Here is a 23211-nt window from a genome sequence, read left to right as displayed (position 1 = left end):
AAATAGCAGGAGGAGCCCGAAAACTCCTCTCGACTTTTCTTCCTAAGGAAGAATCACAAAAAGTTGTGTACTAATATGCTAACCCAGACAATCGCACAAAGAATAAGTGCCAACAGGACAGCCAAACTTCCTAAATCTTTGGCTTTGCCGGAGAGCGGATGAATTTCAGTACCAAATCTGTCAACCACGGCTTCAATTGCTGAATTTAAAACTTCCGTAACAAGAACAATAAACACGGAGGCAATCAGAAAGATCTTCTCCAAATAATCAATCGGCAAAAAGACTGAGGTTGGAACCATCACACAGGCCAAAATGATTTCCTGTCTCAAAGCTTCTTCGCTTTTCCAACCTGCGACTAAGCCTTGTTTGGAGTACTTGGTTGCATTGATAAGTCGGGTAATGCCCGACCTACCCTTTAAATCAGATGCGTTTTTAGGCTGATTATCCATTTATTAGAAATTAACTTTCTGTTTTAACACGCCTTCGGAATAAAGCTTTGCCATTTCCGGCAATGGCAACGGTTTAATCTTGGAAGCCTGGCCTTCGCAACCGAAAGCAATGTAACGGGATTTACACATATCCACGGAAGCCTGCTTAGCGACTTTCAAATAAGCGCGCGGGTCAAATGCTTCCGGATTTTCTACGAAGTACTTACGAATGGCAGCTGTCATTGCTAAACGAATATCCGTGTCAATGTTGACCTTGCGGACACCGTACTTGATAGCTTCAACAATTTCTTCGACCGGAACGCCGTATGTTGTCTTAAACTGACCGCCGTACTTTCTGATTTCTTCAAGATATTCTTGAGGAACGGAAGAAGAACCATGCATTACTAAGTGAGTATTCGGGATTCTGGCGTGAATTTCTTTGACGCGTTGAATGGACAGAATATCTCCTGTCGGTTTACGGGTGAACTTATAGGCGCCATGGCTTGTACCGATAGCGATGGCCAAAGCATCAACCTGAGTCTGTTCAACGAATTCAGCGGCTTGGTCCGGATCAGTCAAGAGCTGGTCTTTAGTCATTGTAGCGTCTGTTCCGTGACCGTCTTCTTTGTCGCCTTTCATAGTTTCCAAAGAACCTAAGCAGCCAAGTTCGCCTTCAACGGAAACACCGACCTTATGAGCCATGTCAACAACTGTCTTAGTGACATCGACGTTGTAGTCAAAAGTAGAAATGGTCTTGCCGTCGCTCATCAAGGAACCGTCCATCATGACGGAAGAGAAACCGAGATTAATAGCACCTTCGCAGACCTTAGGACTTTGTCCGTGATCTTGATGCATACAGACAGGAATTTCCGGATAAGTTTCAATTGCGGCCTTGATAAGGTGTTCAAGGAATCTTTCTCCGGCATACTTTCTGGCACCTGCAGAAGCCTGCATGATAACAGGAGCATTGACTTCGCTGGCGGCCTGCATAATTGCTTGAACCTGCTCAAGATTGTTGACATTGAATGCAGGAATACCGTAATTATTTTCAGCTGCGTGATCTAACAATTGGCGCAACGAGACGAGAGCCATACTTATCTCCAACTCTAAAAGAAAATGATCGTTTGATTGTAAACTAAAACATCCTTAGCTTAGGACAAACTTCCCGAACGTCCGAAACCTTTCAGAATTCCGTTTCCTATAGCACAAGCCACCTTTCTCTGGAAAGCACGGGTTCTGAGCTTCTGTTCTTCCTGCGGATTAGAAATGAAGGCGGTTTCCACCAGAACCGAAGGGATATCAGGTGCCTTGAGCACTGCAAAGTTAGCCTGCTCAACACGGGACTTATGCAGGGTATTAATCTTGGCAATTTCAGTCAGAATTTTTTTACCGTAGGCCAAACTGTCAGATACCTGTGCGGTAAAAGACATGTCCAACAAAATCTTTGCAATCTGCTTATCGTGACGTGTGACATTGACGCCTCCGATAAGGTCAGCGTTGTTCTGGTTGCGGGCAAGCCATTTATTTTGAGTTGAAACACGTCCGCGGGTATCTAAAGCAAAAATAGAGGATCCTCTCGCAGTGGGCTTCACCCAGGCATCCGCATGAACGGAAACAAAGAAATCTGCTTTGGCTGCTCTAGCCTTTTGAACTCTTCTGTTCAACGGCACGAAGTAGTCGCGATCTCGGGTAAGCATGGCCTTGAAGCCTTGAACTTTGTTTAATTCAGCCACTAGGATTCGTGAAATGGACAAAACCACTTCTTTTTCTTTCGTACGGTAACGCTTTCCAACCGCGCCAGGATCCTCACCGCCGTGACCCGGATCGACCATTACGACGAGGACTCTCTCTCTGCCCCTGCGAGGAGTAGTCTTTGGTTGTTCTTTCTTGGGCTGTTTAGTTACAGGAGCCTTCGAAGATTTCGGCTTTTCCTTAGACGGCTGTTCCATATAACCCAGATCGCCGGGTTTCATGGGCACGATATTGCCGGAAGTAATACCGGCAATTAAATCACCGATAGAATCCTGTTCGGCTTCCGCGCGGTTTTCTTCCATTCTCTGCTGGCCTTCGGCAACCTGGGCAAGGATTCTTCCGATAGCATCCGGTTCACTTTCCTCCTTACGGATAAGCGCCATAATCGGATCCTTTTCGACTGCAGGGTAAAGGTCAAAAACGAGTCGATACTTGTATTCTCCAAACGGCTTCAAAGAGAACACCTGGGGATCAACATCCTGCTTGAAATTAATAACCAGCTGGACTGTCTTCGAACTGTACTGAGAGGCTGTAATCCCGGAAATATAGGGGTCATTCGGCTGCTGCTTGCTCACTAAGTTTTTCAGCTTAGTTGTCAGAGTCAGTCCTTCAATAAGGACGACCATTTTCACTGATGAACCGTTGCGAACCATGGTGTACTTAAAAGGAATCGGTACATCATGTTCAAGCGTGATACGGGTGTATTCAGGAGATGGCCAAATTCTAAGGTCAACGAGCTGAGCTGCTTTTGCCGAGGAAATAGGCAAAAAAGAAAACAAAATCAGACCGCCGACCTCATTTACTAGTGTTCTTCTACTTATTCCACTCATTATTTAATTTTTGCTAGAAGGTTTTGAGCAACTTCACTACATGCAGAAATTTTGACCTCTCTGGTCTGCTCGTCTGCTCCCTGGGTGATATCGATTTCAACATCTGCTTCCGGAACGAAAGGTTCTGCTTTAGAAGTCCATTCTGATATTGTTACTTGTCCGGGGCCATAGTTTTCACGGAATCCGGCATCTTCAAATTCTTCTGGTGTCTCGAATCTATAGAAATCAAAATGATTAAGAGTAAACGCCTCAAGTTTATAAATTTCCAATAAAGAAAATGTAGGACTTTTCACTCTTCTTTGATAACCCAAGCCTCGCAAAATAGCTCGAGTCAAGGTAGTCTTCCCTGCTCCTAAATCTCCGTTTAATCGTATAGTCAGACCTTTTTCTTTAATCAGATCTTTCAGGCTGTCTAAACCTTTGGCTAGATCTTGCCCAAGCAGTTCCATTTCATGTTCATCGGAGAGATTTTTTAAAAGAGGTGCACACATAATTAACTACAAATTGGACATCGTATGACAATGATAATGGTTCGGTTAGCCTCCTTCTAAAGAATTACAATTTTTTAAGTTTTTTAAGAACCTGTATCAGCAAAATGGAAAAGAGCACGCATCTGGCATACCTCCTCAGCAGAAAATTCCTCTTTTTTCCATATTTTCTATTTGCTAATGGAAAAATTCCTAAGATATAATTACCGTTCTTTGGAGCCGGTATAGCTCAGTTGGTAGAGCAGCGCATTCGTAATGCGAAGGTCGGAGGTTCGACTCCTCTTACCGGCACCATTAATAACTTTTTCACCGTTATCTTTCAATCAAATAACCACGCCGAAGAAATCAATCTAGTGAACTCTCATTTTTCGCTCTCCTTCTCTATGGCGGCGCGAAGAACCTTTTCTCGGATTTTCATCGTTTTCCTCAACACAGACCTTCCTCTCCGATAAAATGGTCGGATAGTTCTGAAACCTTTGCGTCAATCTTATGCCGGCTAGTAACCCTGGACTTTACTAAAATATATTTCTCAAAATCTTTTAGCCGGATAGCCCAAACCCCTTATCCAGAGCCCGTTTTGGCCGTTTGAGGTTTAGTTTTATCTTTATTTCTAGGTATAATACTCATATCTAGTGAGGCTCCCTATGCTTTTTCAAACTCTTTCAAATGAACTTCACCCACTGTTAGTTCAGAAAACCAAAAATGCTTCTTACGTTCTCAGGTATAAAAATAAATGGGTAGACGGTGTTTCCAAGCGCATTAGCAGCGAAACAGTGGGAAGAATTCTTGATGAAAGTACGGGTGCCTTTGAATTTAGCGAAAAATTTCTCAACAAGAATCCTCAGTTCCGTGGCCTGAGCTTCTACTGGGATAAGGAACATTGCATTCTCACTTATCGAAACGCTCCGGGTCTCGGGCCTACCACTCAATCAAGGCTGAATGCAGGAGCCTCCTATTTGTTTTTAGAAATAGCAGAACAGGCAGGAATCCTCGAAGATCTCAAAACCGTCTGGGCAGAAAAAGCTGCCGATATTATTTCTCTAGCCATTTACTTTCTTGTTCACCCGCATCTTAATATCGACAGTTATTTTCATACAGCAGAACGGACTTTACTGCCTGGGCAGCCGCTCAGCGCCAAAGGTTGTACAGAGCTTTTTGACTCAATAACTTTCGACGAGTGTAATCAATATCTTAAATTGCGGGCCGCTAGGAGTTCCGAAACTAACAACCCCAATTACTGGGCCTATGACACAACTTCTATTTCTTCTTACTCCGAAACGATACCGCTTGTTAAATACGGCTTTAACAAAGAGCACAATCCTTTGCCGCAGATAGTGCTTGGCATTCTGATGGATTGCAATACCGGGGAACCTATTGACTATCAACTGCTTAATGGAGCTACGGCTGATGTATCCACTTTAAAAAAACTTTTTCTAGATCACTCGAACATTGATGTCGACACAATCAATTTAATCCTTGATAGAGGATTTGATAGTTTTGAGAACCTGAAGCTGCTATATCTTCGGCATACCAATTTCATCCTGGCCGTTAAGTCCAACAGCACAATCATTGCCGATACATTTAAAGCAAATTGGAAAACTCTAAAGGCTCGAAACCCTCTCGAATATATCCCGGAGTACGAATGCTTCGGAAGAGCATGCAAGGCGAACTATAACTTCCAATCCAAAGAGCTTGGTCAGATTGATTCGGAGGTCTACGTTCATATGTTTTACAGCCCGGATAAGGCCGTGAGTGAACTTCATCGAGACGATTTAATCCTTCATGGATGTTTAGAAGAAATTACCGAAAGAGAAAGAAAAAAGCGGATAAATAAGAAACTGGGCGACCCGAGTACTTCTTTAAAGGCGTACTTTAGGAGAGGAGAAAAAAGAAAATGGGAGCTTAAAAGTGAAGAATGGCTAAGCATTCAGCAAAATTCCGGTTTGTTCTACCTGGTATCAAATTCGATATCAAGTCCGCGAGAATGTCTGTTCAAGTACAGAAGCCGAGACGTTGCCGAAAAAGGCTTCAACAACTTTAAAGAACGATGTGCCGGGAGGAGAGCCAGATGTCAGGAACCTTCTTTACATGCCAAAATTTTTGTTATTTATCTAGCTGTGAGTTTGCGCATGATGCTTCGTCATCGTGTTAATCAGACAACAGAAGAAGAGTATCTTAAAACAGAGAAAATTCGGAACATTCCAGATAACAGCGTGCCGGAGATGATCGACGACCTTAACTATGTTGGAGTGACAAAGTGCATGAGAACTTCGCCGGTGAAATATTTCTGGGATCAACTCACTCCCAAGCAACGGGACTACTACAAATTTGCAAGAGTACCGTTGCCCGAGGGAACATTTGTCTTAGATAGTTTTATATCTAGGTAAGAAAAGTTCAGGAATATAGTCTAGGGCCAACAAAGTTTGGGATAAGGGGTTTGAGCGATCCGGCTAAAAGATTTTGAGAGATAGATCTAGTTTAGTAAAGTTCAGAAGCAATATTTCAGAATTTAGGCCTAAAGTCCATGCCATAAACTTTATTTTGATTTTCTTTTGTTTTCTTTGGGCGTCTTTGACTAATAAAAATCTCGATCGATATGAGAAAATCCTTGATTTTCAAGGATTTTACTGAAATTCTGTACTTTGTTTTAGTCTATTTGACGATCTTTTATTTTCGGTTCTGGTGCCCGGGGAGAGACTCGAACTCTCACGCTTGTTGGGCGAGGGATTTTGAATCCCTTGTGTCTACCATTTCACCACCCGGGCAACGATTCGAGAATTTTATCAACGTAAAGTTAAAATTGCAACTTATTTAGCTATTTTTTGTGTTTTTTGTTGTAAATACACAACTTCCCGTTTAAGTCACCTCAAGAACCCGCTTTTTTTTCTCTTTGTTATTCTGTCCATAGTTAGCACTTAAGAGACTCTAAGCTTCGAGAATATGGCAATTAATTGGACTAAATTTGAAGAAAAAAGATTGAACTTTCAGGGTGTCCTGAGGATCTTCATCCTAATTTTATCTCTGATTCTCATTGGCTCCATCTCTTACGATACCTTTGAGTTCAACGACCCCTTCTATGCAAGCCCAATCTATATGGAAATTCAGTTCTGGGTTTGTATCTTCTTTCTCATTGACTTGAGTATTGAGTTCTTTCTAACTAAACATAAGGGACGCTATCTTTTTCGGTACATTTTGCTTTTCTTAGTATGTATTCCGTATCTGACCGTCTTCTCCTGCTTTAACTGGCAAATCCCAAGCGAATTGTCTTATGTTTTTAGATTTATTCCTCTTATCCGCAGCGTTTATGCCTTAGTGATAGTTGTTGGATGGTTCACTTTCAGCAGAACATCAACAATCTTCGTCACTTACTTAGTCATTCTTGTGACCTGCGTATATCTGGGAAGTCTTGTGTTTTATGTTTGTGAAGTAAATATTAACCCTCTTGTCAAAAACTTTAGCGACGCTCTTTGGTGGGCAACGATGGAAGCAGTCACCGTCGGTTCCAATATTCAGGCCGTAACCCCTATCGGAAAAATTCTCTCGGTTTTTGAAGCTGTCTTCGGAATGCTGATGATCCCGATGTTCACCGTTTACGTAACTAATATCGTCGGTACATTCCAAAAAGTCACAACCGACGTCTCCGGTGAGGCTTATGTCAAACAGCTTGAGTCCACCCCATCTCAATCTGTATCAAACCAAAAGACTGACGACAAGCACAAAGACGATAAGGCAGATAAAGATAAGGCAAACTCAGAGCCGACAAAAGATAAAAAAGACAATGGCGAACAAACGCCAAAAAATTAAGCTCACTGCTATATAGGAAAGCGAGCCTGAAAGTCAAAGGTAACTATCTGGGAAATACCAAACGCATCTGATACCATTTGTCGCCGCCGTGGGTGGAAACTGAAACGCCTTCATCAACGAAGCCAAAACGAGAATAAAAATCTCTGAGTTTGTCCTTACATGTCAAAATAACGCCGGTCTTTCCCCTCTTCTTCGTATCCTCTAAAACTTTTTCCATAATTCTAGAAGCAACCTTTTGATGACGGAAAGCAGGATCTGTGACCACGCTGAACAATAAAAGCCATTTGCCGTCCGGATTATGAAAAGAAGTATCCGCAAACATATCGTCCACTAATATTTCCTGATCAGAAACTAAACCGCATATAAAACCTTTAGTTGAACCGCTCTCTTCCATCAGCCAAAAATAATCCGGATACACGGCGACTCTGGAACGAATTCTTTCTTCCGAAGCTGCTTCGGTTGCTGGATAGGACGCGCCTTCAATCCTGGCAAGCTCCGGAACATCATTAATTGTTGCGTGACGAATAAGCATTATTTCCTTCATTACACATTATTCAAAGAGTGAGGGAAATTATAGAGTACACAAAATAGTTACAACCGGTTTCGTATTGTTCACTAGTCTGCAACACTGACGCCTATTGATTTGTGAAGAACTTGGAAGGACATTTATACTTGCCAACGAAAAAGAGGTTTTTAATGTTTCAAAAGATTTGGCAAAAAATTGGAGAACCCCAGGAGAAAAAGGCTTTCGATAGCGTTCTGAGGACCATCAATACCATTTGTTTGGATAAGAGCGGAGATACCCGTTGGGAAGCTCTTTTAGATTTTCAAAAAATTTTGCTTCGGCCGGTTCAGAATTTGACTGTACGCTCCTGCTACCTCTTTGAAGATTCTGCAGAGTTCGTTCCATTTGATTTCAATACCACATTCGGCTTGAGTCAGACTATTTTGGAAGAAAACGGCGCCAAACTCAGCACGCCTCCTGATTCTTTATCTCTGCAAACTTGTGCCGATTTACTGTTCTTCTTGCCGCATCCAAGCTTAAATTTGCTGAAAATGCTTGGTGAAATCGGCAAAGACAACAGACCGCTTGGAAGTTTTCAGCAAACGGAAAAACAATCTATTCTCTGGATCCAGCCTTTAAATATCGGTTTTGCAGTTGGTGAAACATTGCCAATCTGTATTTCTGAATTAAACGAAAACACTTCTCTGCGCCCTCAGGAAGTCCTTGATATCCAATCTTGCCTAGAAAAAATTCGCTTTAACGGTGCTCACTGGGTCGACGAAAACAATGATGTCCTCGGCAAGCCGGTTTTTCCGGAATTCGGTTGGATTTGGGAGATCCATAGAAAAAGCTTGTTCGAATTTCAATAAACGTTCACAAAGAACCGGCACAAAATTCGCTTGAACTCCATGAGAGTCGTCGATTCCTTCTTTAAGTATTCAGTAATCGAGCGCACTGAAAAGAATCCATTGCCTTAATGGCAAACTGAGAGCCGCAAGCTCTCTGCCTACCGGGAGGAGCCGTCTCTAGCAGAGACAGCTGCCAAGATTCATTTCAACTTTTTCTTCTCAAGCCTTCAGAGCACCTTCTTAAGAATTACTCTCGACCTCTGAGAATCGAACGTTTTCCGGTACCTGTTGGTTTGGATACGATACCGGCTTCTTCCATCGCTTCGATAAGCTTAGCCGCGCGGTTATAGCCGACACCCAGCTTTCTCTGAAGATAAGAAATCGAGGCTTTGCCGTCCTCTAAGACAATCTGTACGGCCTGATCGTAGAAAGGATCTCCCTCTCCTCCAGGCGGTCTTGCCGCAATTTCATCCTCAGGCATTCCTTCTTCTTCCGGAGCGTCTGTCACGCCGTCGGTATATTCAGGCTCTCTTTGAGCTTTGATGAAGCTGGTTACGGCATCGATTTCTTTGTCTGTTACATTCGCACCATGCACTCTCTGCAGCGGCGTACTTGGATTCATATAGAACATATCGCCGCGGCCTAACAGTTCCTCTGCACCCGGTTCTCCGAGAATTGTCATGGAATCATAGCGGTTAGAAACCTGGAAGCTAATACGCGACGGACAGTTTGTTTTAATAATCGGCGTAACAATGTCGGTACTAGGCCTTTGGGTAGCCAAAATCAAATGCATACCCGCAGCTCTGGCCTTCTGGGTCAAGCGCATAATAGAACCTTCAACCTGCTTGCCGTTAGTCATCAGCAAATCAGCCAACTCATCGATGATAATGACGATGTAGTGCAGTTTCTTCAGAGGCTCAGGCTGCTCAGGCGTCAGGCTGAACGGATTGGGAATAAATGTACCGTCCTCTTTTGCCTGATCAATCTTTTCATTAAAGCTTGCAAAATTTCTTACGCCCACTGCCTTCATAAGCTTGTAACGCTTGTCCATCTCACGGACCGCCCAGTCCAGAGCGTGGGCAGCCTGGATCATGTCAGTAATAACCGGTGTAAGAAGATGCGGAATCTTTTCGTACGGCGCAAATTCAACTTCTTTCGGATCGATCAAAATCAGTTTCAGCTCGTCCGGCGTATTCTTAAACAGCATCGACAGAATCATGGCATTGATGCCGACGGATTTACCGGAACCTGTAGTACCGGCAATAAGCAAGTGAGGAGCTTTACCCAGGTCAATAGTAACCGGATCACCTTGTACGTTCTTACCCAGTGCAAGTGTTAAGTTAGATTTTCCAAGCTTAAAGGTGTTGCTGCCGATAATTTCACTGAGATAAATCATCTGCACGGCGCCGGGTGGATTCGGAACTTCCAAACCCAGACAGTCGACTTCACGCAAGTTCTCAATAACACGGATGCTCGGCTGTCCCAATCCTCGAGCCAAGTCTTTGGAGACCTTAACAAAACGGCTTGACTGGATGCCGACTCCGGGCTGCACCTTGAAGCGTGTAATGACGGGGCCTCGCATCGCAGATAATACTTTGGCTTTAATCTTGTAAGTAGCCAAGATATGTTCAATTCTGTCGGAGGTAAACGTAACTTCTTCCTCGCTGATTTGCGGGCGATCGTACGGCGGTACTTCCAGCAAATTGGAAGTCGGAAGAACAAAGTCTTCTTTTTGTTCTTGTTCGGGAGGAACCTGACCAGCCAGCAACGCGTCAGTATTTGGAGTCTCTTCGAACTGAAGTTTAGTTTGTTCGGGCTCCGGCGGAATTGGTTCAGTAACCGAGTGATGAGTAATGATGATCGGATCTTTTTTAATCTCTCTAATAGAGCTGCGCTCCACCTTATTAGGTATTGAGGGAACCGGAACTTTACGGGGTGCCACTTTCTTGGCCGGAGCGGTCTCACGATTGTGACTGAGTTTTTCCTCTCTGAGTTTGCGCTGAGCAATCCCCTCCTCTTCGTCCTCTTTTGTCTCTTGTGTCTTTCTAAGCCGCATCAAGACAGATTCGCACCCTTTTCCAATACTTTCCATCAGTTCTATCCAAGAAAAATTGAAAAAGATCCCAAAACTCAATACGGCTAAAACGGCAACGATGACTGTGCTGATATTGAGACCAACTGCAGTTAAAAAAACAGTCCCGACCGCACTTCCAATAGCGCCCCCTGAGGTCCCCGGTAAATCAGACGAAAAAGAATGAAGTCTCAAAAAGAATAAAGTGCTGCTCGCTACGATAAGCAGAAAAAAGGCAACGACCCGCAAGCCATTGGGATATTTATACGGATAAATACCGTTAAAAAACATTTGCCCTGAACGAATCAAGGTAAAGAGAGCCCCAGCAACAAGCAGCCAAGCTGACCAGCCGAACAACAAATATAGAAGATCGGCAACCCAAGCACCGGCAACTCCGAAAACATTGCTGATTCTGGAAAAACTGTTAGCCATGGAAAAGCCCGGATCCATTCCACTGAATGTCGCCAAAGACAGCGTAAGAAAAACTGTCCCGGCAAGAGATAGTACGAACAGGACGGAACCGTAAATTTTCGAAACATTTGAGGGTTCATCTTTACCTTTCCGGCGAAAAACCTCAATGCCTGAGGGCTGGAAACTCTGACTTATCGAATTACTCATTGCGTGCTACCTGCTGCCTGTCCATTTATTATTTCTATTGACAGTACTTATAATCTCTTTCCAATAAAGTTTATATCTTAAAGGAACAAATCAATGTCCACCATTGTTGAACACTCCAAAGTATTAGTTCTCGGTTCTGGTCCTGCCGGTTATACCGCTGCTATTTACGCAGCCAGAGCCAATTTGAAACCTACTCTCATTACAGGTATGGAACAGGGTGGCCAATTAATGACCACTACCGAAGTTGATAACTGGCCTGGAGATCCTGCAGGAGTTATGGGACCGGCCCTCATGCAAAGAATGCTTGAGCAAGCAGAAAGATTCGAAACAAAGATTGTTTTCGACGAAATTCACACCGCTCATCTCAACGAAACTCCAATTCGTTTGTCCGGCAATAATGGCGACTACACATGCGATGCTCTCATTATTGCAACCGGGGCCAGCGCTAAATACCTAGGTCTTCCAAGCGAAGAAACCTTCAAGGGTAAAGGTGTGTCCGCCTGCGCAACATGCGACGGTTTCTTCTACAGAAACCAAGAAGTTGCTATTGTCGGCGGCGGCGACTCTGCTATTAAAGAAGCTATCTACCTATCCGGTATTGCTTCCAAGGTTCATATGATCCACCGTCGCGATAAATATCGTGCAGAACCGATCATGGTCGACAGATTGAAGAAAGTAGCCGCTGAAGGCAAAATCGTCCTCCACGAATTCTGCACTCTCGATGAAATTTTGGGTGATGCTACAGGCGTTACTGCGGTCCGCATCAAGAATGTACAGACCGACAAGACTGAAGACATTCCGGTTATGGGCGTCTTTATCGCCATCGGTCATAAGCCAAACACTGACTTGTTCGAAGGTCAGTTAGAACTTCAAAACGGCTACATCGTAACTAAGGGAACTGCTACTAAGACTTCTCAGGCTACCAGCGTTCCCGGCGTCTTTGCTGCCGGCGACGTTCAAGACCAGACATACCGACAGGCCATTACTTCCGCAGCTTCCGGCTGCATGGCTGCCCTTGATGCCTTAAACTTCCTGGAATCTAACGGAAAGGCATAAAACAACCATGAAAGGTAAAGATCTCTCGTCCCTTCTTTCTTTGAAGGACGAACTGAAAAAGCAGGCTGAAGAAAAGGAGAGGCTTCGTCTCAAAGAAGAAAAACGTAAGAAAGAACGGCGTGCTCAGCAAGTGTTCTTTGAAAAGGAAATGTCAAAGTTGGGTGTTTCCAAACAGACTTACGCTAAAAACTTAGCCAACATTAATCTTCCGAAGCCTGCTCCTTTACCTTTACAGACTCACAAAGATAATCAGGCCGTGCTCGAAGACTCTTTGTCTGATCAAATTGGTATTGAACATCTCTTAGCCAGCGACGATCGAATTTCTTATTTCCAGAAGGGCGTTGCTCCAAATGTTCCGAAGCTTCTTCACCAAGGCAAATGGTCCATTAAAGGCTCACTTGACCTTCATGGCTATACCTCGGATGAAGCCAAACAGCTTTTAGTTTTATTTCTGAATGAACAGAGAAAGGCCGGCCATCGAGCCGTTCGAATCATTCATGGAAAAGGCTTCGGTTCCGTAGGAAGAAAACCTGTCTTAAAAGAGAAAGTTCCCGTCTGGCTCGTTCAGAAAAAAGAGGTTTTGGCTTTTGTGCAAGCCCCTGAACATGACGGAGGTGAAGGTGCGCTGCTTGTTTTGCTGTCCGCACCTTAATTCGTGAAAGATACTGAAAAGTCCGCGAGATGCGGGCTTTTCTTTTAGATGGCGGCGTTTCCTGTTTCACCTGTTCTTATGCGGATAACTTCTTCAACCGGCATCACGAAAATCTTGCCATCGCCAATCTTGTTGGTGCGGGCGGCCTTCATGATGGCGTCAATAGCTAAATCCACAAGAGCGTCATCAACTACACACTCAATCTTCATTTTCGGGAGAAAATCAACTACGTATTCTGCACCGCGGTAAAGCTCAGTATGACCTTTTTGTCTTCCGAAACCTTTAACTTCCGAAACTGTCATACCCTGAACGCCAATCTCTGCAAGGCTTTCACGTACTTCATCAAGTTTGAAAGGCTTAATAATGGCTACTACCTGTTTCACTGTGGACTCCTATTTGATTTCTAAATTTATTCTTCAAATTTATTGGTGATGGGATATCTCCAATCTCTCCCAAAAGCCATACCTGTCATTTTAGGACCAATTGGACCTTGACGACGCTTATATTCGGCTCTTTTCACCATCCTAATAATCTTTTTAGCGGTTTCTTCGTCAAATCCTTGTTGCATAATCTCCTGAAGAGACTTCTTTTCTTCCAGATAAAGCTTTAAAACCGCATCTAATGTCGGATAATCAGGAAGGCTGTCCTGATCCTTTTGGTTTTCTCTGAGCTCAGCCGAAGGGGCTCTCGTAAGAATATTCTCGGGAAATACCGGGTTCGGAGAAACCTTATTGATCCAATGGCAAATGGCATAGACCTCCGTTTTGTAGACGTCTTTAATCACGGAGAAGCCACCTGCTAAATCGCCGTAAAGGGTTGAGTAGCCTACGGCCATTTCACTCTTATTGCCCGTCGAAGCGAGCATTAAGCCTTTTTTATTTGAGATGGCCATCAAAATAACGGCTCTAATGCGGGCCTGAAGGTTCTCTTCGGTCAAGTCTCTGCCATATCCTTTGAACTCCTCTTTTAGAGCGTTCTCAAAAGCCATGTACATTGGTTCGACGGAAATAACGGAATACTTGACTCCTAAGCGAGAAGCTAATTCAGCTGCATCCGTTTTGCTCATATCCGAAGTAAATTGGGATGGCATCATTACGGCTTCAACCTTATCAGCACCTACCGCATCCACAGCAATTTTTAGGACCAAAGCCGAATCAATTCCTCCTGACAGCCCTAAAACAACACCCTTGAAGGAGTTATTTTCTATATAAGATTTAAAGCTCAAGACCAAGCCGGAATACAGATCAGCGATTCCTTGAGAAATCTCAAAGGAGGAGGCTTCTAAGAGTTCTCCGTGCTCCGCTTCCGCAAGCATAGAGGCAGCTTCAAAGCCGGACACTTCTCTGCCCTTACCGTCTTTGGTACGGGTAAAGGAAAAACCGTCGAAGATAATTTCATCCTGGGCACCGCATGCATTGACATATACGGCATCCATCCCTTGAGCGCAGACATTCTTTTCTACGCATTCAATTCTTTGCTCCCTTTTGTATTTCTCAAACGGAGAGGCATTGAGAATCAAAAGGACTTCACTTCCGGCTTTCTTTGCCAACTCCGGAGCTTCCGCATGCCAAATATCTTCACAGATATTGACTCCGAACCTGGTTCCCTTTACATCAAACACGAGAGGTTCGCTGTTTTTTCCTGCGGTAAAGTATCTTCTTTCGTCAAAAACACCGTAGTTAGGCAAATTGCGTTTTTTATAGCGGCCTAATAATTGTCCGTTCTTGATGAGGAAAGCTTCATTGAAAATTTTCTCTCCTTCCTGAACCGGAAGGCCGACTAAAAGATGGATATTCGGAAATTCTTTTGAGCTCTCAACTAATTGTTGTGCTGTTTCAAAACAAGAGAGGATAAAGCTCTTATGGAAAATGAGATCTTCCGGTGGATAGCCGCATAACGACAACTCTGGAGTTACAACGATATCGCAGTCTTTATGCGATAGACAAAAACTAAGAATTTTGTTTTTGTTCCCCTCAAAGTCTCCCAAGACGGAGTTCATTTGAAACAATGCAATGGAAGTTTTCATTTTCTCTTATCCAAAAGAATATCCGTTTATTGTAGAGACTGAGCCTTCTTCTCAGGATTTTTTAGTTGGAATCTTTCAAGAAGCTGTACCTGCAATAAGCTGGACTATATTATCTTTAGCTGAATCGTAAATCGTGACTTTCCCAGCACCTAGACTCTTGAGGCGTTCGGCTATCCGATGGTGAATTGTAAAATAAGCTGCATTTCTTAAAGAGTCTGCAAATTCTTGCCCCAAGCTTTCCCATAAATGGTTGACGGCATCCGTACTGGTAACCAAAACAATGAGAGCATCCGATGGAGACACTTTAGCTTTTTCTGAGGTCGAAAGCTGAAAAGGAACCCGTTCGTAAATTACCGCCTTACTTACTGAGACACCTCTTTCCTGTAAGGCCTCGAAGAGATATCCTCGGCCGGTTTGTCCCCGAACAATCACGACCCTTTCAGGCAAACCCATAGCCTCGAATACTTCGAACAGCCTTTCGCTGCCGCTCACATCCACACTTCCGGACGGAAAAATCACGGGTTTAATGGGTTTATAAAGCGCTTCGATTTTCTTAGCAGTGGGCTCTCCAACAGCCGCAAATTGAGTATCCTTGGGCAAATTTGGAAGTTGGTCATACAGGAATTGAGCCGCCGTCGGACTAACGACTACCAGGACAGCTCCTAAGTCTGCCCCGTTGAGAATAGTTTCCGTGTCAGGAGCGTAAGGTTTACGAAAAGAAAAAGCAGGCCAAACTAATAGCGCATCTTTTGACAAACCAGCCTTTTCCAGCTGTTTAGAAATCTCTTTTGAAGCATTTCCAGGTTTAGTCAAAATAACTTTCTTCATCGAGCATCTCCCAAAACAACTTCTAAGTCAATTGGATAATCGAGGATCTAGGTCAGCTTGTCTTTCGGTATCGGAATGCTGAGCCTGTTTCAGCGCTCTGCTTGCGTTTAATACACAACGGAACTTCCTTGGAGAGAAAGCATACAGAAAAGCCGACTTTAGAAAACTTTGAGAACAGCTCAGGCAAGTTCAGAACTTGGAAACTGAGATGTTCTCAATTCTTTAGAACAAGAAAGAACTCTTCGTCCTTCTATCGATCGAGAAGGAAAAAGCAATGTTATTTTTCTTCTAAAACTTCTTTCAAAAGTTCTTCAGCACCATTTTCTCTAAGGATGCGCAGTGCTTTCTGAGCATTCTTTTCCGGCTCATTTGCCGGACCGAAGACATCGGCCTTTATGTGTTCTCCGGTCTTGTGATTGCCCACCAAAGCGCGTAGGTGCATTTGGTCTCCATCGATTGTTGCATAGGCAGCCAAAGGAACCTGGCAGGAACCTCCCAAGGCACGAGAAACTTCTCTCTCAGCTCTGGTGCAAAGACGTGTTTCTTCGTTGTTAAGGAAGGAAATCAATTCAGCAGTTTCCTTGTCCCCTTTTCGGATTTCAATGCCGATAGCCCCTTGTCCGGGCGAAGGTAAAGATAATGGAGCAGGGATAATCGTCTTAATTCTGTCAGTCATGCCAAGGCGCTTGAGACCTGCCGTTGCCATAACAAGAGCATCAAATTCGCCGTTATCAAGTTTGGCAAGTCTAGTACCCACATTTCCTCTGATAGTTTTAACTTTCAAGTGAGGAAATCTAGCACGAATTATCAGCTCTCTTCTCAAACTGGCTGTGCCGACAACGGCGTTGTAAGGCATCTCTTCAAGGCTGTTATATTTCGAGGAGACGAATGCATCTCTCGGATCTTCTCTTTTAAGAACGGCTCCGAGTTCAAATTCTTCTGGAAGTACCATCGGTACGTCTTTCAAACTATGAACGGCAAGATCTGCCTTTTTCTCAAGCATTGCGACTTCAAGTTCTTTAACAAAGAGACCTTTGCCTCCGATCTTGGAAAGTGTCACATCGAGGATTTTGTCTCCTTTTGTGGTGATACCTAATAGTTCAACATCCAGATCAGGATATTTTTCTTTGAGAAGTGATTGAACAAACTTGGTCTGCCAAAGAGCCAATGGGCTCTCTCTAGTAGCAATAACGCATTTTTTTGAAGTCATATTTCTTTTCTCTTTCAAAGTTGACCAAGTCTAGCCAACCGATTTTAAATACCGCTTAATCTTTTTCGAAGATTGACAATAGTCCGCTCTTCGAAAAAGACCTGCACGGAGGCAGGCCTTAAGCTAGAAATGATTAAGCGAATTTCTTCTGCAGTGGTGGAACAATCTGTTTCTTACGGCTCAAAACACCATCCATCCACATATCAGCATCTGCGCCTAAAGTCTCCGCGATGGATGCTGCATCAGGTCCGACAACCATTAATCTGGAACCTTTCTTGAGAATGTCAGTGATGACCAAAACAACGTCATCTCTTCCTTCTTCTTTAGCCTTGTCCATTTCTTCAATGAGTTTAGCTTTAAGTTCCGGAGTGACCATATCTTCAGCAATGAGTTCCAACTGACCGATGCCAATCTTCTTTTCACCCATTTCGAAATCTTTGAAATCGCGGTTAAGAAGTGCCTTTGGAGTGTCATTGAGATTGCTCTTTGCCTTGAACATTTCCATGCCGAGAGCTTCAATATCTTCAACTTCAGCAATCTTAGCCAGCTCTTCAACGACTTTCTTATCCAAAGGAGTAGCTGTCGGGCTGTTAAAAATCAAAGTATCGGAGAGAATGGCGCACAACATTGCACCGGCGATGTTCTTCGGAAGCTCAACTCCATAGAAGTCATGCATGACTTTGAGGATAGTGTTGGAAGAACCAACCGGCCAAATCCAGCATTCCAAAGGAGAATCGGAACTTACATCACCAAGTTTATGATGGTCAACGATTCCAAGGAGCTTTCCTTCCTTAAAGTCTTCAGGAGCCTGTTTGAGGTCTGCGTAGTCAACCAAGAAGAAATCTTTTCCTGCAACGCTGGAAATGACTTCAGGGGCATCTAAATTAAACTTTTCTAATACGAAAGCTGTTTCAGGCGCAGGTTTTCCTTGAGCAACCGGCTTCACATCGTAGCCTCTGCCTTTGTAAAGATTAGCAGCAGCAATTGCACCGACGATTGAATCTGTATCAGGGTTCTTGTGGCCTAATACGTAGATAGGACAATTTTCACTTTGAATAGGGGCTGTAAAAGCTCCAGGAAATTTAGTTAATTCTGACATTGATATTTCCAAATTTATAGGTGTCTTATAGAGACAGACAATCTAAAAATTTTAGCAGAATTGGATATTTAGTTGAACAAAGGAAACGGCTCTTACGACTCTACTAATTGAGGTTACTGCTCTTGGAATCAAGAAGTCTCCTCTGCAAGAGCTCTTTCAAACCAAAAGCAGGCTTGTCCTTTAGGCTTCTGTTAGAAGAGTTATTTATACGTTTTAGGCATGAATAGTTATGAAAACAAATCATTGGATATTTTTCTCACCGTTCCATAAGATAAGTCCAAACAAGGACTGAAGATTTCATCTTCTTTCAAATGATTTGAATTCAGTTTGGAGATAAAACGGTAATTCAGCAAGCCTTCCTTCAGCTGCCTACTGTTTCACTATTCTCGTTCAGAAAATCTTCAACTTTTGAATAGAAGAGCCGTATCCTTTTTCATTTCCTTGAGGCCAAATCATTTTGGAAGGACGAATGTCATGAAAGAAAACCAGGGAATATCGCGTAGAACTTTACTCTTAGCCACTTGCACTCTCCCTATCTTAGAAAGGTCAGTATTTGCCGCAGATACTTCACATTCAAATACTCAAGACTTGCCTGTTGTGTACTTTGCAAAAAATGTCAGCTCAAACAACTTCATCGACATTTATGACCGATTAAGAAAGGATGCCGGAATTCCTGACCGTGGGGGCCTTACCGGAATCAAGCTTCACGGTGATGATGTCGACAATAATCGAGAACTATGGAAAGCGCTCCAAAAGCATATTCCTAACAGTAAGTTCGTAGAGTGCAACTATGCTTCTCTTTATCCGTCGGGAAGAGGCAATACCCCTGGAAATATTCGAGCCATTACCTCCCAAGGCATATCTCCTACTCAGCTTGATATCCTTGACCGTAACAGTGAATTTACTTTCGTTCCAATTGATGGCGGTAAAGAGCTGAAAGAGATCTCAGTCCCAACAGCACTTTTGAAAGAATACGGTTGCGTAGCCGTCACGGCTAACTTTAGGATTCCTAGCTTCGCCGGATTCTCCGGAGCATGCAAGAACGTAGGTATTGGTCTTGCAAGCGGAGAAGGAAAGACTCAAGTTCACAGTCATAGCGTTCAGCGCGATCCGGGCTTTTTTAGGAGGTTAGCGGATGCCTCCAAAGGCATTCATGATGCGATGGGGAACCGTCTTCTTTTCATCAATGTGTTATCCGACATTTCAGTACAACCTCTGGAAGGAACAAAGGTCAACAACGGCTCGCTCGGCATAATTGGTTCATTAGACCTTCTGGCGGCAGATGAGGCAGCTGTCGATCTCATTTACGGGCTAGCACCGGAAAAATATGACCGGTACTCAACAAAAGTCAAAATCGACAGAGGATTCCTCCAGCTGGAATACTTATCTTCAATTGGAGCAGGAAACAGAAAATATCTCGTTAAAGAAATCTAATTTTTTACTCTTATGACTGTGAGATTAATCTATGAAAAAATTATTAATTACCGCATTGTTAGGTTTAAGTACAGCGGTCTCTTATGCCGAAGGCAAAACTTTGATGATCTTCTATAGTTTCAGCGGAAATATTGAAAAGATTGCCGAAACTGTTAAGGCTGAAACAGGAGCTGATCTGGTTAAGGTCGAACCATTGCAAGAAGGACTTAATTATGCCGCCAATAACTACTCTCTCGGAAGTGATTTAATCGATAGAATTCGTCGAAATCCAAATGATTCGAAATCTTATCCGCCTATTGAACCTATAAAAATAGATTTTTCTTCCTATGACTTCGTCATTATAGGAACGCCTCTCTGGTGGAGTCAGATGGCCGCACCTATGCAAACTTTTTTGTATAACAACGCCAATGAGTTAGAAGGAAAAAAGTTGGGACTTATTGTCTCGAGTGCCAGCAGCGGAATATCCGGAGTTGAACGAGATGCTCACCGACTGATTCCAAAAGGTGACCTTCTTCCACGCAGTTTGTGGATCCGTTCCTCTCAAACATCGTCAGCTCCCAGACTAGTTTCAAATTGGCTAAAAGAAGTCGGATATACAGAAAAGAAGTAGATCAAAACCGAGATCCTCACAAAATTTCCGGCCTTTTTTCTTGTTATCTTTTCCACTGAGTAATATTCAAGAGTGCTGAGGAAAAGTGTGAGAGTGGTGGCCCCAACTGGACTTGAACCAGTGACCAATCGATTATGAGTCGACTGCTCTAACCAACTGAGCTATGGGGCCTGAGAAAAGTTGAGCTTTTCTCGAAAGAGCGTGAATTTTATCAGAAGTCACCGATTCATTCAAATCCAATATTCTGACTGATGGGACTGACTATGGATAACATTGAGTGAATCTTTCAAACCTATCTGTCAGAGAAATTCGACCTCCTCTTCTTTCACTGCCTGAGTAATACTCGAACCGCCGGCAACAAAAAACCGAGAGTTTGATGTCTCGGTTTTTTGTAGTTAAGAGCAATGATTATGAATCACTGCCGCCTTCTAAAAAGCTCTTGAGCTTTTCAGCACGACTTGGGTGACGAAGTTTGCGAAGTGCTTTAGCTTCAATCTGACGAATTCTTTCACGAGTAACGTCAAACTGTCTGCCAACTTCTTCGAGAGTGTGGTCAGTATTCATTTCAATACCGAAACGCATTCTCAAAACCTTGGCTTCTCTCGGAGTCAAAGAATCCAAAACCTCTTTGGTGATCTCCTGAAGGCTGGAATGCTGTGCTGCTTCGGCAGGAGCAACAGTACCAACGTCTTCAATGAAATCGCCAAGATGTGAATCCTCGTCATCACCAATCGGAGTTTCCATAGAAATTGGTTCCTTGGCGATCTTGAGGATCTTGCGGATCTTATCTTCCGGCATATCCATCTTCTCAGCCAGCACTGACGGATCCGGCTCAACGCCGGTTTCCTGCAGAATCTGACGAGAAATTCTGTTCATCTTGTTGATAGTCTCAATCATATGAACAGGAATACGAATGGTTCTAGCCTGATCGGCGATAGAACGAGTAATAGCCTGACGAATCCACCATGTAGCATAAGTAGAGAACTTATACCCGCGGCGGTATTCGAACTTGTCCACAGCCTTCATCAAACCAACGTTGCCTTCCTGAATCAAGTCCAAGAACTGAAGACCTCTATTGGTGTACTTCTTAGCAATAGAAATAACCAATCTAAGGTTAGCTTCCGTCATCTCTCTCTTGGCCTTTCTGGCTTTTGCTTCGCCAGTGGCCATTTGATTGTAGACATCCTTGAGATCCTTCAAAGGAAGGGTAACTTGGTTCTGCACGGTAGCCAGCTGGGACTGCAGCTGCTGGATTTCCGGAAGATTGCGCTGGAGCACTGATGCATAAGACTTACCGGAATTGGCTTCCGCAGTCGTCCACTCCAACTGAGTTTCTTTGCTGAAGAAGTTGTCAAGGAAGTAGTCTCGCGGCATCTTGGCTCTGTTAACCATAATGTCGTAAATACGAGATTCAACCTTTCTGACCCCTTCCACCTGTGTCTTCAGAAGAGTGCACAGACGTTCAACGGTGTTGGCCGTAAAACGTAAGGTAAGAAGTTCTTCCTGGATTTCATTCTGAGCTTTGATGTAAGCTTCGGAGCGATATCCGTCTTTCTGATAGGCTTCTTTAAGCTTCTCATACAAAGCGGTGCAGTGGTCAAGCTTCTCGAGAACTCGTGTCTTGAGTTCGTCGAGCTGACCTGCTGTCATACCGGAAGCACCGATATCGGTACTTTCGTCATCGTCTTCAGGCTGATTGATTACTTCATCATCAAGACCGTCAACCAAACCGTCTACGATCTCGTCAATCTGAATCTGACCGTCACGAACCTTTTGTCCGATTTCAAGAATTTCGGCAATGGTGGTCGGGCACCCGGAAATCGCATGAACCATGTGCTTAAGACCGTCCTCAATTCTCTTTGCGATTTCAATTTCGCCTTCACGAGTCAGCAATTCAACGGAACCCATTTCTCTCATGTAGAGACGGACCGGGTCGGTTGTTCTGCCGAATTCCGGGTCAACGGTAGCCAATGCAGCTTCTGCTTCTTCTTCAGCGGCATCGTCCGTTGCTGTCGGAACAGAATCGCCGATCAGCAAATCATCAGCAGTTGGTGCCTGTTCGTAAACCTGAATACCCAAGTCAGCCAGAGTGGAAACAATCTGGTCAATCTGTTCCGGTTCAACAATATTTTCCGGCATGTGGTCATTGACTTCAGAGTAAGTCAAATAACCTCTTTCTTTACCCATGCGGATAAGTGCACGAAGCTTGTTGAGTCTGTTTTCCTTACTGTCTTCGTCATGATGACTGAAGCTTCTGGAAATAGCCTCTTTCATGGCTTTGTCTTTGGCACCTTTTCCACGGCCGCGGCGTGATGTTGGAGGCACGTAAGCTTCTGCAATTGCCACCTCTTCATCATAGGCGTCGTCATCGGCTTCCCCAACTAAATCGTCTTCGTTGGATTTGGAAGCTCTGGAAGCCTTAGAAGCTTTGGCAGAATCAGCTTTCGGCTTTCTGCCTCGTGTAGATTTTTTAACTACCGGCTCTTCGGCGGCTTCAACTGCTTCCGCAGGCGATTCCTCTTTGACAGCTTTCTTGCGTCCGCGTGTGGACTTCTTCTCTGTTGCTTCTGCAGGAGCTGCTTCAGCTGTCTTTACTGCCGGCTTGCGGCCTCGAGTCTTCTTTGGAGCTGCTTCTGCAGCTGTCTCAGCCGCTGTTGTAGTTTCAGCTTCAGCGGTTTTTACTGCTCTCTTACGGGTAGGCTTTGCTGGTGTTGCTTCAACTGCTGCTGCGGTCTCTTCTTCCTTGACGGCTTTTTTGGTGGTTCTTCTTTTAGGTTTAGTTTCTGCAGCTGCTGCGGTTTTTACGGCCTTTGCAGCCTCAACTTTCTGTGCGTTGTCTTCAGCTGCTTTTGTTGTAGTTGATTTAGTAGAAGTAGATTTTTTGGCAGTCGCCATTCTTTCACCTTCAATTTGACTAATTGTCTTTGCTTAACAAGTTTCTTTTCTAAACGA

The 23211-nt window shown here is 43.8% G+C and carries 19 protein-coding genes and 3 tRNA genes; 8 read left to right on the top strand and 14 right to left on the bottom strand.

Features of this window, described 5'->3' with window-relative positions:
* Positions 1–53: 53 nt before the first annotated feature.
* From ADH67_RS01220 to tsaE, 4 genes are read right to left on the bottom strand one after another with little or no spacing between them, the layout of a single operon-like run.
* Complete coding sequence (locus ADH67_RS01220; RefSeq protein WP_066590893.1) at positions 54–449, bottom strand: diacylglycerol kinase; 396 nt, start codon at positions 447–449, stop codon at positions 54–56.
* Positions 450–452: 3 nt separating this feature from the next.
* Positions 453–1520 (bottom strand): class II fructose-bisphosphate aldolase, encoded by a 1068-nt coding sequence (fba, locus tag ADH67_RS01215; protein ID WP_066590891.1) that lies wholly within the window; start codon positions 1518–1520, stop codon positions 453–455.
* A gap of 59 nt (positions 1521–1579) precedes the next feature.
* Positions 1580–3010, bottom strand: coding sequence for an N-acetylmuramoyl-L-alanine amidase (locus tag ADH67_RS01210; RefSeq protein WP_066590890.1), 1431 nt, complete (start codon positions 3008–3010; stop codon positions 1580–1582).
* On the bottom strand, positions 3010–3501 hold the full coding sequence (tsaE, locus tag ADH67_RS01205; protein ID WP_066590888.1) for a tRNA (adenosine(37)-N6)-threonylcarbamoyltransferase complex ATPase subunit type 1 TsaE: 492 nt from the start codon (positions 3499–3501) through the stop codon (positions 3010–3012). Before tsaE ends, ADH67_RS01210 begins: the two co-directional genes overlap by 1 nt.
* A gap of 215 nt (positions 3502–3716) precedes the next feature.
* Here tsaE and ADH67_RS01200 point away from each other — a divergent pair.
* Positions 3717–3792: transfer RNA gene (locus ADH67_RS01200), tRNA-Thr, on the top strand.
* Between the two features lie 350 nt (positions 3793–4142).
* Complete coding sequence (locus ADH67_RS01195) at positions 4143–5885, top strand: IS1634 family transposase (RefSeq protein ID WP_066590886.1); 1743 nt, start codon at positions 4143–4145, stop codon at positions 5883–5885.
* A 293-nt stretch (positions 5886–6178) separates the two neighbouring features.
* Here the strand turns inward: ADH67_RS01195 and ADH67_RS01190 are convergent.
* Positions 6179–6263: transfer RNA gene (locus ADH67_RS01190), tRNA-Leu, on the bottom strand.
* A gap of 175 nt (positions 6264–6438) precedes the next feature.
* On the opposite strand from ADH67_RS01190, the gene ADH67_RS01185 reads away from it, so the two are divergent.
* Positions 6439–7302, top strand: coding sequence for a potassium channel family protein (locus ADH67_RS01185; protein WP_066590885.1), 864 nt, complete (start codon positions 6439–6441; stop codon positions 7300–7302).
* A gap of 43 nt (positions 7303–7345) precedes the next feature.
* On the opposite strand, the gene ADH67_RS01180 is transcribed toward ADH67_RS01185, so the two are convergent.
* Positions 7346–7834 carry a GNAT family N-acetyltransferase gene (locus ADH67_RS01180; protein WP_066590884.1) on the bottom strand — a complete coding sequence of 163 codons (489 nt, stop codon included), beginning with the start codon at positions 7832–7834 and terminating at the stop codon, positions 7346–7348.
* A gap of 164 nt (positions 7835–7998) precedes the next feature.
* On the opposite strand from ADH67_RS01180, the gene ADH67_RS01175 reads away from it, so the two are divergent.
* Complete coding sequence (locus ADH67_RS01175) at positions 7999–8676, top strand: DUF6710 family protein (protein ID WP_089275688.1); 678 nt, start codon at positions 7999–8001, stop codon at positions 8674–8676.
* A gap of 226 nt (positions 8677–8902) precedes the next feature.
* On the opposite strand, the gene ADH67_RS01170 is transcribed toward ADH67_RS01175, so the two are convergent.
* The gene (locus ADH67_RS01170) at positions 8903–11344 is read right to left on the bottom strand and encodes a DNA translocase FtsK (protein ID WP_066590882.1); all 2442 of its coding nucleotides are present in this window, start codon (positions 11342–11344) and stop codon (positions 8903–8905) included.
* Positions 11345–11437: 93 nt separating this feature from the next.
* Here ADH67_RS01170 and trxB point away from each other — a divergent pair, with 93 nt between their 5' ends.
* A complete protein-coding gene (gene trxB / locus ADH67_RS01165; protein WP_066590880.1) occupies positions 11438–12400 on the top strand; it encodes a thioredoxin-disulfide reductase in 963 nt (320 codons plus the stop codon).
* A 7-nt stretch (positions 12401–12407) separates the two neighbouring features.
* Positions 12408–13052, top strand: coding sequence for a Smr/MutS family protein (locus ADH67_RS01160; RefSeq protein ID WP_066590878.1), 645 nt, complete (start codon positions 12408–12410; stop codon positions 13050–13052).
* 44 nt (positions 13053–13096) lie between these two features.
* Here ADH67_RS01160 and ADH67_RS01155 read toward each other — a convergent pair whose 3' ends face one another.
* From ADH67_RS01155 to ADH67_RS01135, 5 genes are all read right to left on the bottom strand, one after another.
* Positions 13097–13435, bottom strand: a complete 339-nt coding sequence (locus ADH67_RS01155) for a P-II family nitrogen regulator (RefSeq protein ID WP_066590876.1) — start codon at positions 13433–13435, stop codon at positions 13097–13099.
* Between the two features lie 26 nt (positions 13436–13461).
* Positions 13462–15078: an NAD+ synthase gene (locus tag ADH67_RS01150; protein ID WP_066590875.1), complete on the bottom strand. Its 1617-nt coding sequence runs from the start codon at positions 15076–15078 to the stop codon at positions 13462–13464.
* A gap of 75 nt (positions 15079–15153) precedes the next feature.
* A complete protein-coding gene (locus ADH67_RS01145; RefSeq protein ID WP_066590874.1) occupies positions 15154–15906 on the bottom strand; it encodes a uroporphyrinogen-III synthase in 753 nt (250 codons plus the stop codon).
* Between the two features lie 277 nt (positions 15907–16183).
* The gene (hemC, locus tag ADH67_RS01140; protein WP_066590873.1) at positions 16184–17116 is read right to left on the bottom strand and encodes a hydroxymethylbilane synthase; all 933 of its coding nucleotides are present in this window, start codon (positions 17114–17116) and stop codon (positions 16184–16186) included.
* A 133-nt stretch (positions 17117–17249) separates the two neighbouring features.
* Positions 17250–18215 carry a manganese-dependent inorganic pyrophosphatase gene (locus tag ADH67_RS01135; RefSeq protein ID WP_084081393.1) on the bottom strand — a complete coding sequence of 322 codons (966 nt, stop codon included), beginning with the start codon at positions 18213–18215 and terminating at the stop codon, positions 17250–17252.
* 474 nt (positions 18216–18689) lie between these two features.
* Between ADH67_RS01135 and ADH67_RS01130 the strand changes: the two genes are divergently transcribed.
* Positions 18690–19649, top strand: coding sequence for a DUF362 domain-containing protein (locus tag ADH67_RS01130; RefSeq protein WP_066590872.1), 960 nt, complete (start codon positions 18690–18692; stop codon positions 19647–19649).
* 31 nt (positions 19650–19680) lie between these two features.
* On the top strand, positions 19681–20259 hold the full coding sequence (locus ADH67_RS01125; RefSeq protein WP_066590871.1) for a flavodoxin family protein: 579 nt from the start codon (positions 19681–19683) through the stop codon (positions 20257–20259).
* 94 nt (positions 20260–20353) lie between these two features.
* Here ADH67_RS01125 and ADH67_RS01120 read toward each other — a convergent pair.
* Positions 20354–20430, bottom strand: a tRNA-Ile gene (locus ADH67_RS01120).
* Positions 20431–20667: 237 nt separating this feature from the next.
* A complete protein-coding gene (gene rpoD / locus ADH67_RS01115; RefSeq protein WP_066590869.1) occupies positions 20668–23154 on the bottom strand; it encodes an RNA polymerase sigma factor RpoD in 2487 nt (828 codons plus the stop codon).
* Positions 23155–23211 lie beyond the last annotated feature (57 nt).

It is taken from the genome of Turicimonas muris, from assembly GCF_002221595.1.
GTDB lineage: Bacteria > Pseudomonadota > Gammaproteobacteria > Burkholderiales > Burkholderiaceae_F > Turicimonas > Turicimonas muris.
Note: the sequence above shows the minus strand (reverse complement) of the source record. Positions and strands in the feature narration are given on the sequence as shown.

Coding starts and splice junctions, on each gene's coding strand:
- ADH67_RS01150 (WP_066590875.1), bottom strand. CDS start 15,078: ATGAAAACTTCCATTGCATTGTTTCAAATGAACTCCGTCTTGGGAGAC.
- hemC (WP_066590873.1), bottom strand. CDS start 17,116: ATGACTTCAAAAAAATGCGTTATTGCTACTAGAGAGAGCCCATTGGCT.
- ADH67_RS01125 (WP_066590871.1), top strand. CDS start 19,681: ATGAAAAAATTATTAATTACCGCATTGTTAGGTTTAAGTACAGCGGTC.
- tsaE (WP_066590888.1), bottom strand. CDS start 3,501: ATGTGTGCACCTCTTTTAAAAAATCTCTCCGATGAACATGAAATGGAA.
- fba (WP_066590891.1), bottom strand. CDS start 1,520: ATGGCTCTCGTCTCGTTGCGCCAATTGTTAGATCACGCAGCTGAAAAT.
- ADH67_RS01220 (WP_066590893.1), bottom strand. CDS start 449: ATGGATAATCAGCCTAAAAACGCATCTGATTTAAAGGGTAGGTCGGGC.
- ADH67_RS01175 (WP_089275688.1), top strand. CDS start 7,999: ATGTTTCAAAAGATTTGGCAAAAAATTGGAGAACCCCAGGAGAAAAAG.
- ADH67_RS01185 (WP_066590885.1), top strand. CDS start 6,439: ATGGCAATTAATTGGACTAAATTTGAAGAAAAAAGATTGAACTTTCAG.
- ADH67_RS01170 (WP_066590882.1), bottom strand. CDS start 11,344: ATGAGTAATTCGATAAGTCAGAGTTTCCAGCCCTCAGGCATTGAGGTT.
- ADH67_RS01145 (WP_066590874.1), bottom strand. CDS start 15,906: ATGAAGAAAGTTATTTTGACTAAACCTGGAAATGCTTCAAAAGAGATT.
- rpoD (WP_066590869.1), bottom strand. CDS start 23,154: ATGGCGACTGCCAAAAAATCTACTTCTACTAAATCAACTACAACAAAA.
- ADH67_RS01180 (WP_066590884.1), bottom strand. CDS start 7,834: ATGCTTATTCGTCACGCAACAATTAATGATGTTCCGGAGCTTGCCAGG.
- ADH67_RS01210 (WP_066590890.1), bottom strand. CDS start 3,010: ATGAGTGGAATAAGTAGAAGAACACTAGTAAATGAGGTCGGCGGTCTG.
- ADH67_RS01130 (WP_066590872.1), top strand. CDS start 18,690: ATGAAAGAAAACCAGGGAATATCGCGTAGAACTTTACTCTTAGCCACT.
- trxB (WP_066590880.1), top strand. CDS start 11,438: ATGTCCACCATTGTTGAACACTCCAAAGTATTAGTTCTCGGTTCTGGT.
- ADH67_RS01160 (WP_066590878.1), top strand. CDS start 12,408: ATGAAAGGTAAAGATCTCTCGTCCCTTCTTTCTTTGAAGGACGAACTG.
- ADH67_RS01195 (WP_066590886.1), top strand. CDS start 4,143: ATGCTTTTTCAAACTCTTTCAAATGAACTTCACCCACTGTTAGTTCAG.
- ADH67_RS01135 (WP_084081393.1), bottom strand. CDS start 18,215: ATGTCAGAATTAACTAAATTTCCTGGAGCTTTTACAGCCCCTATTCAA.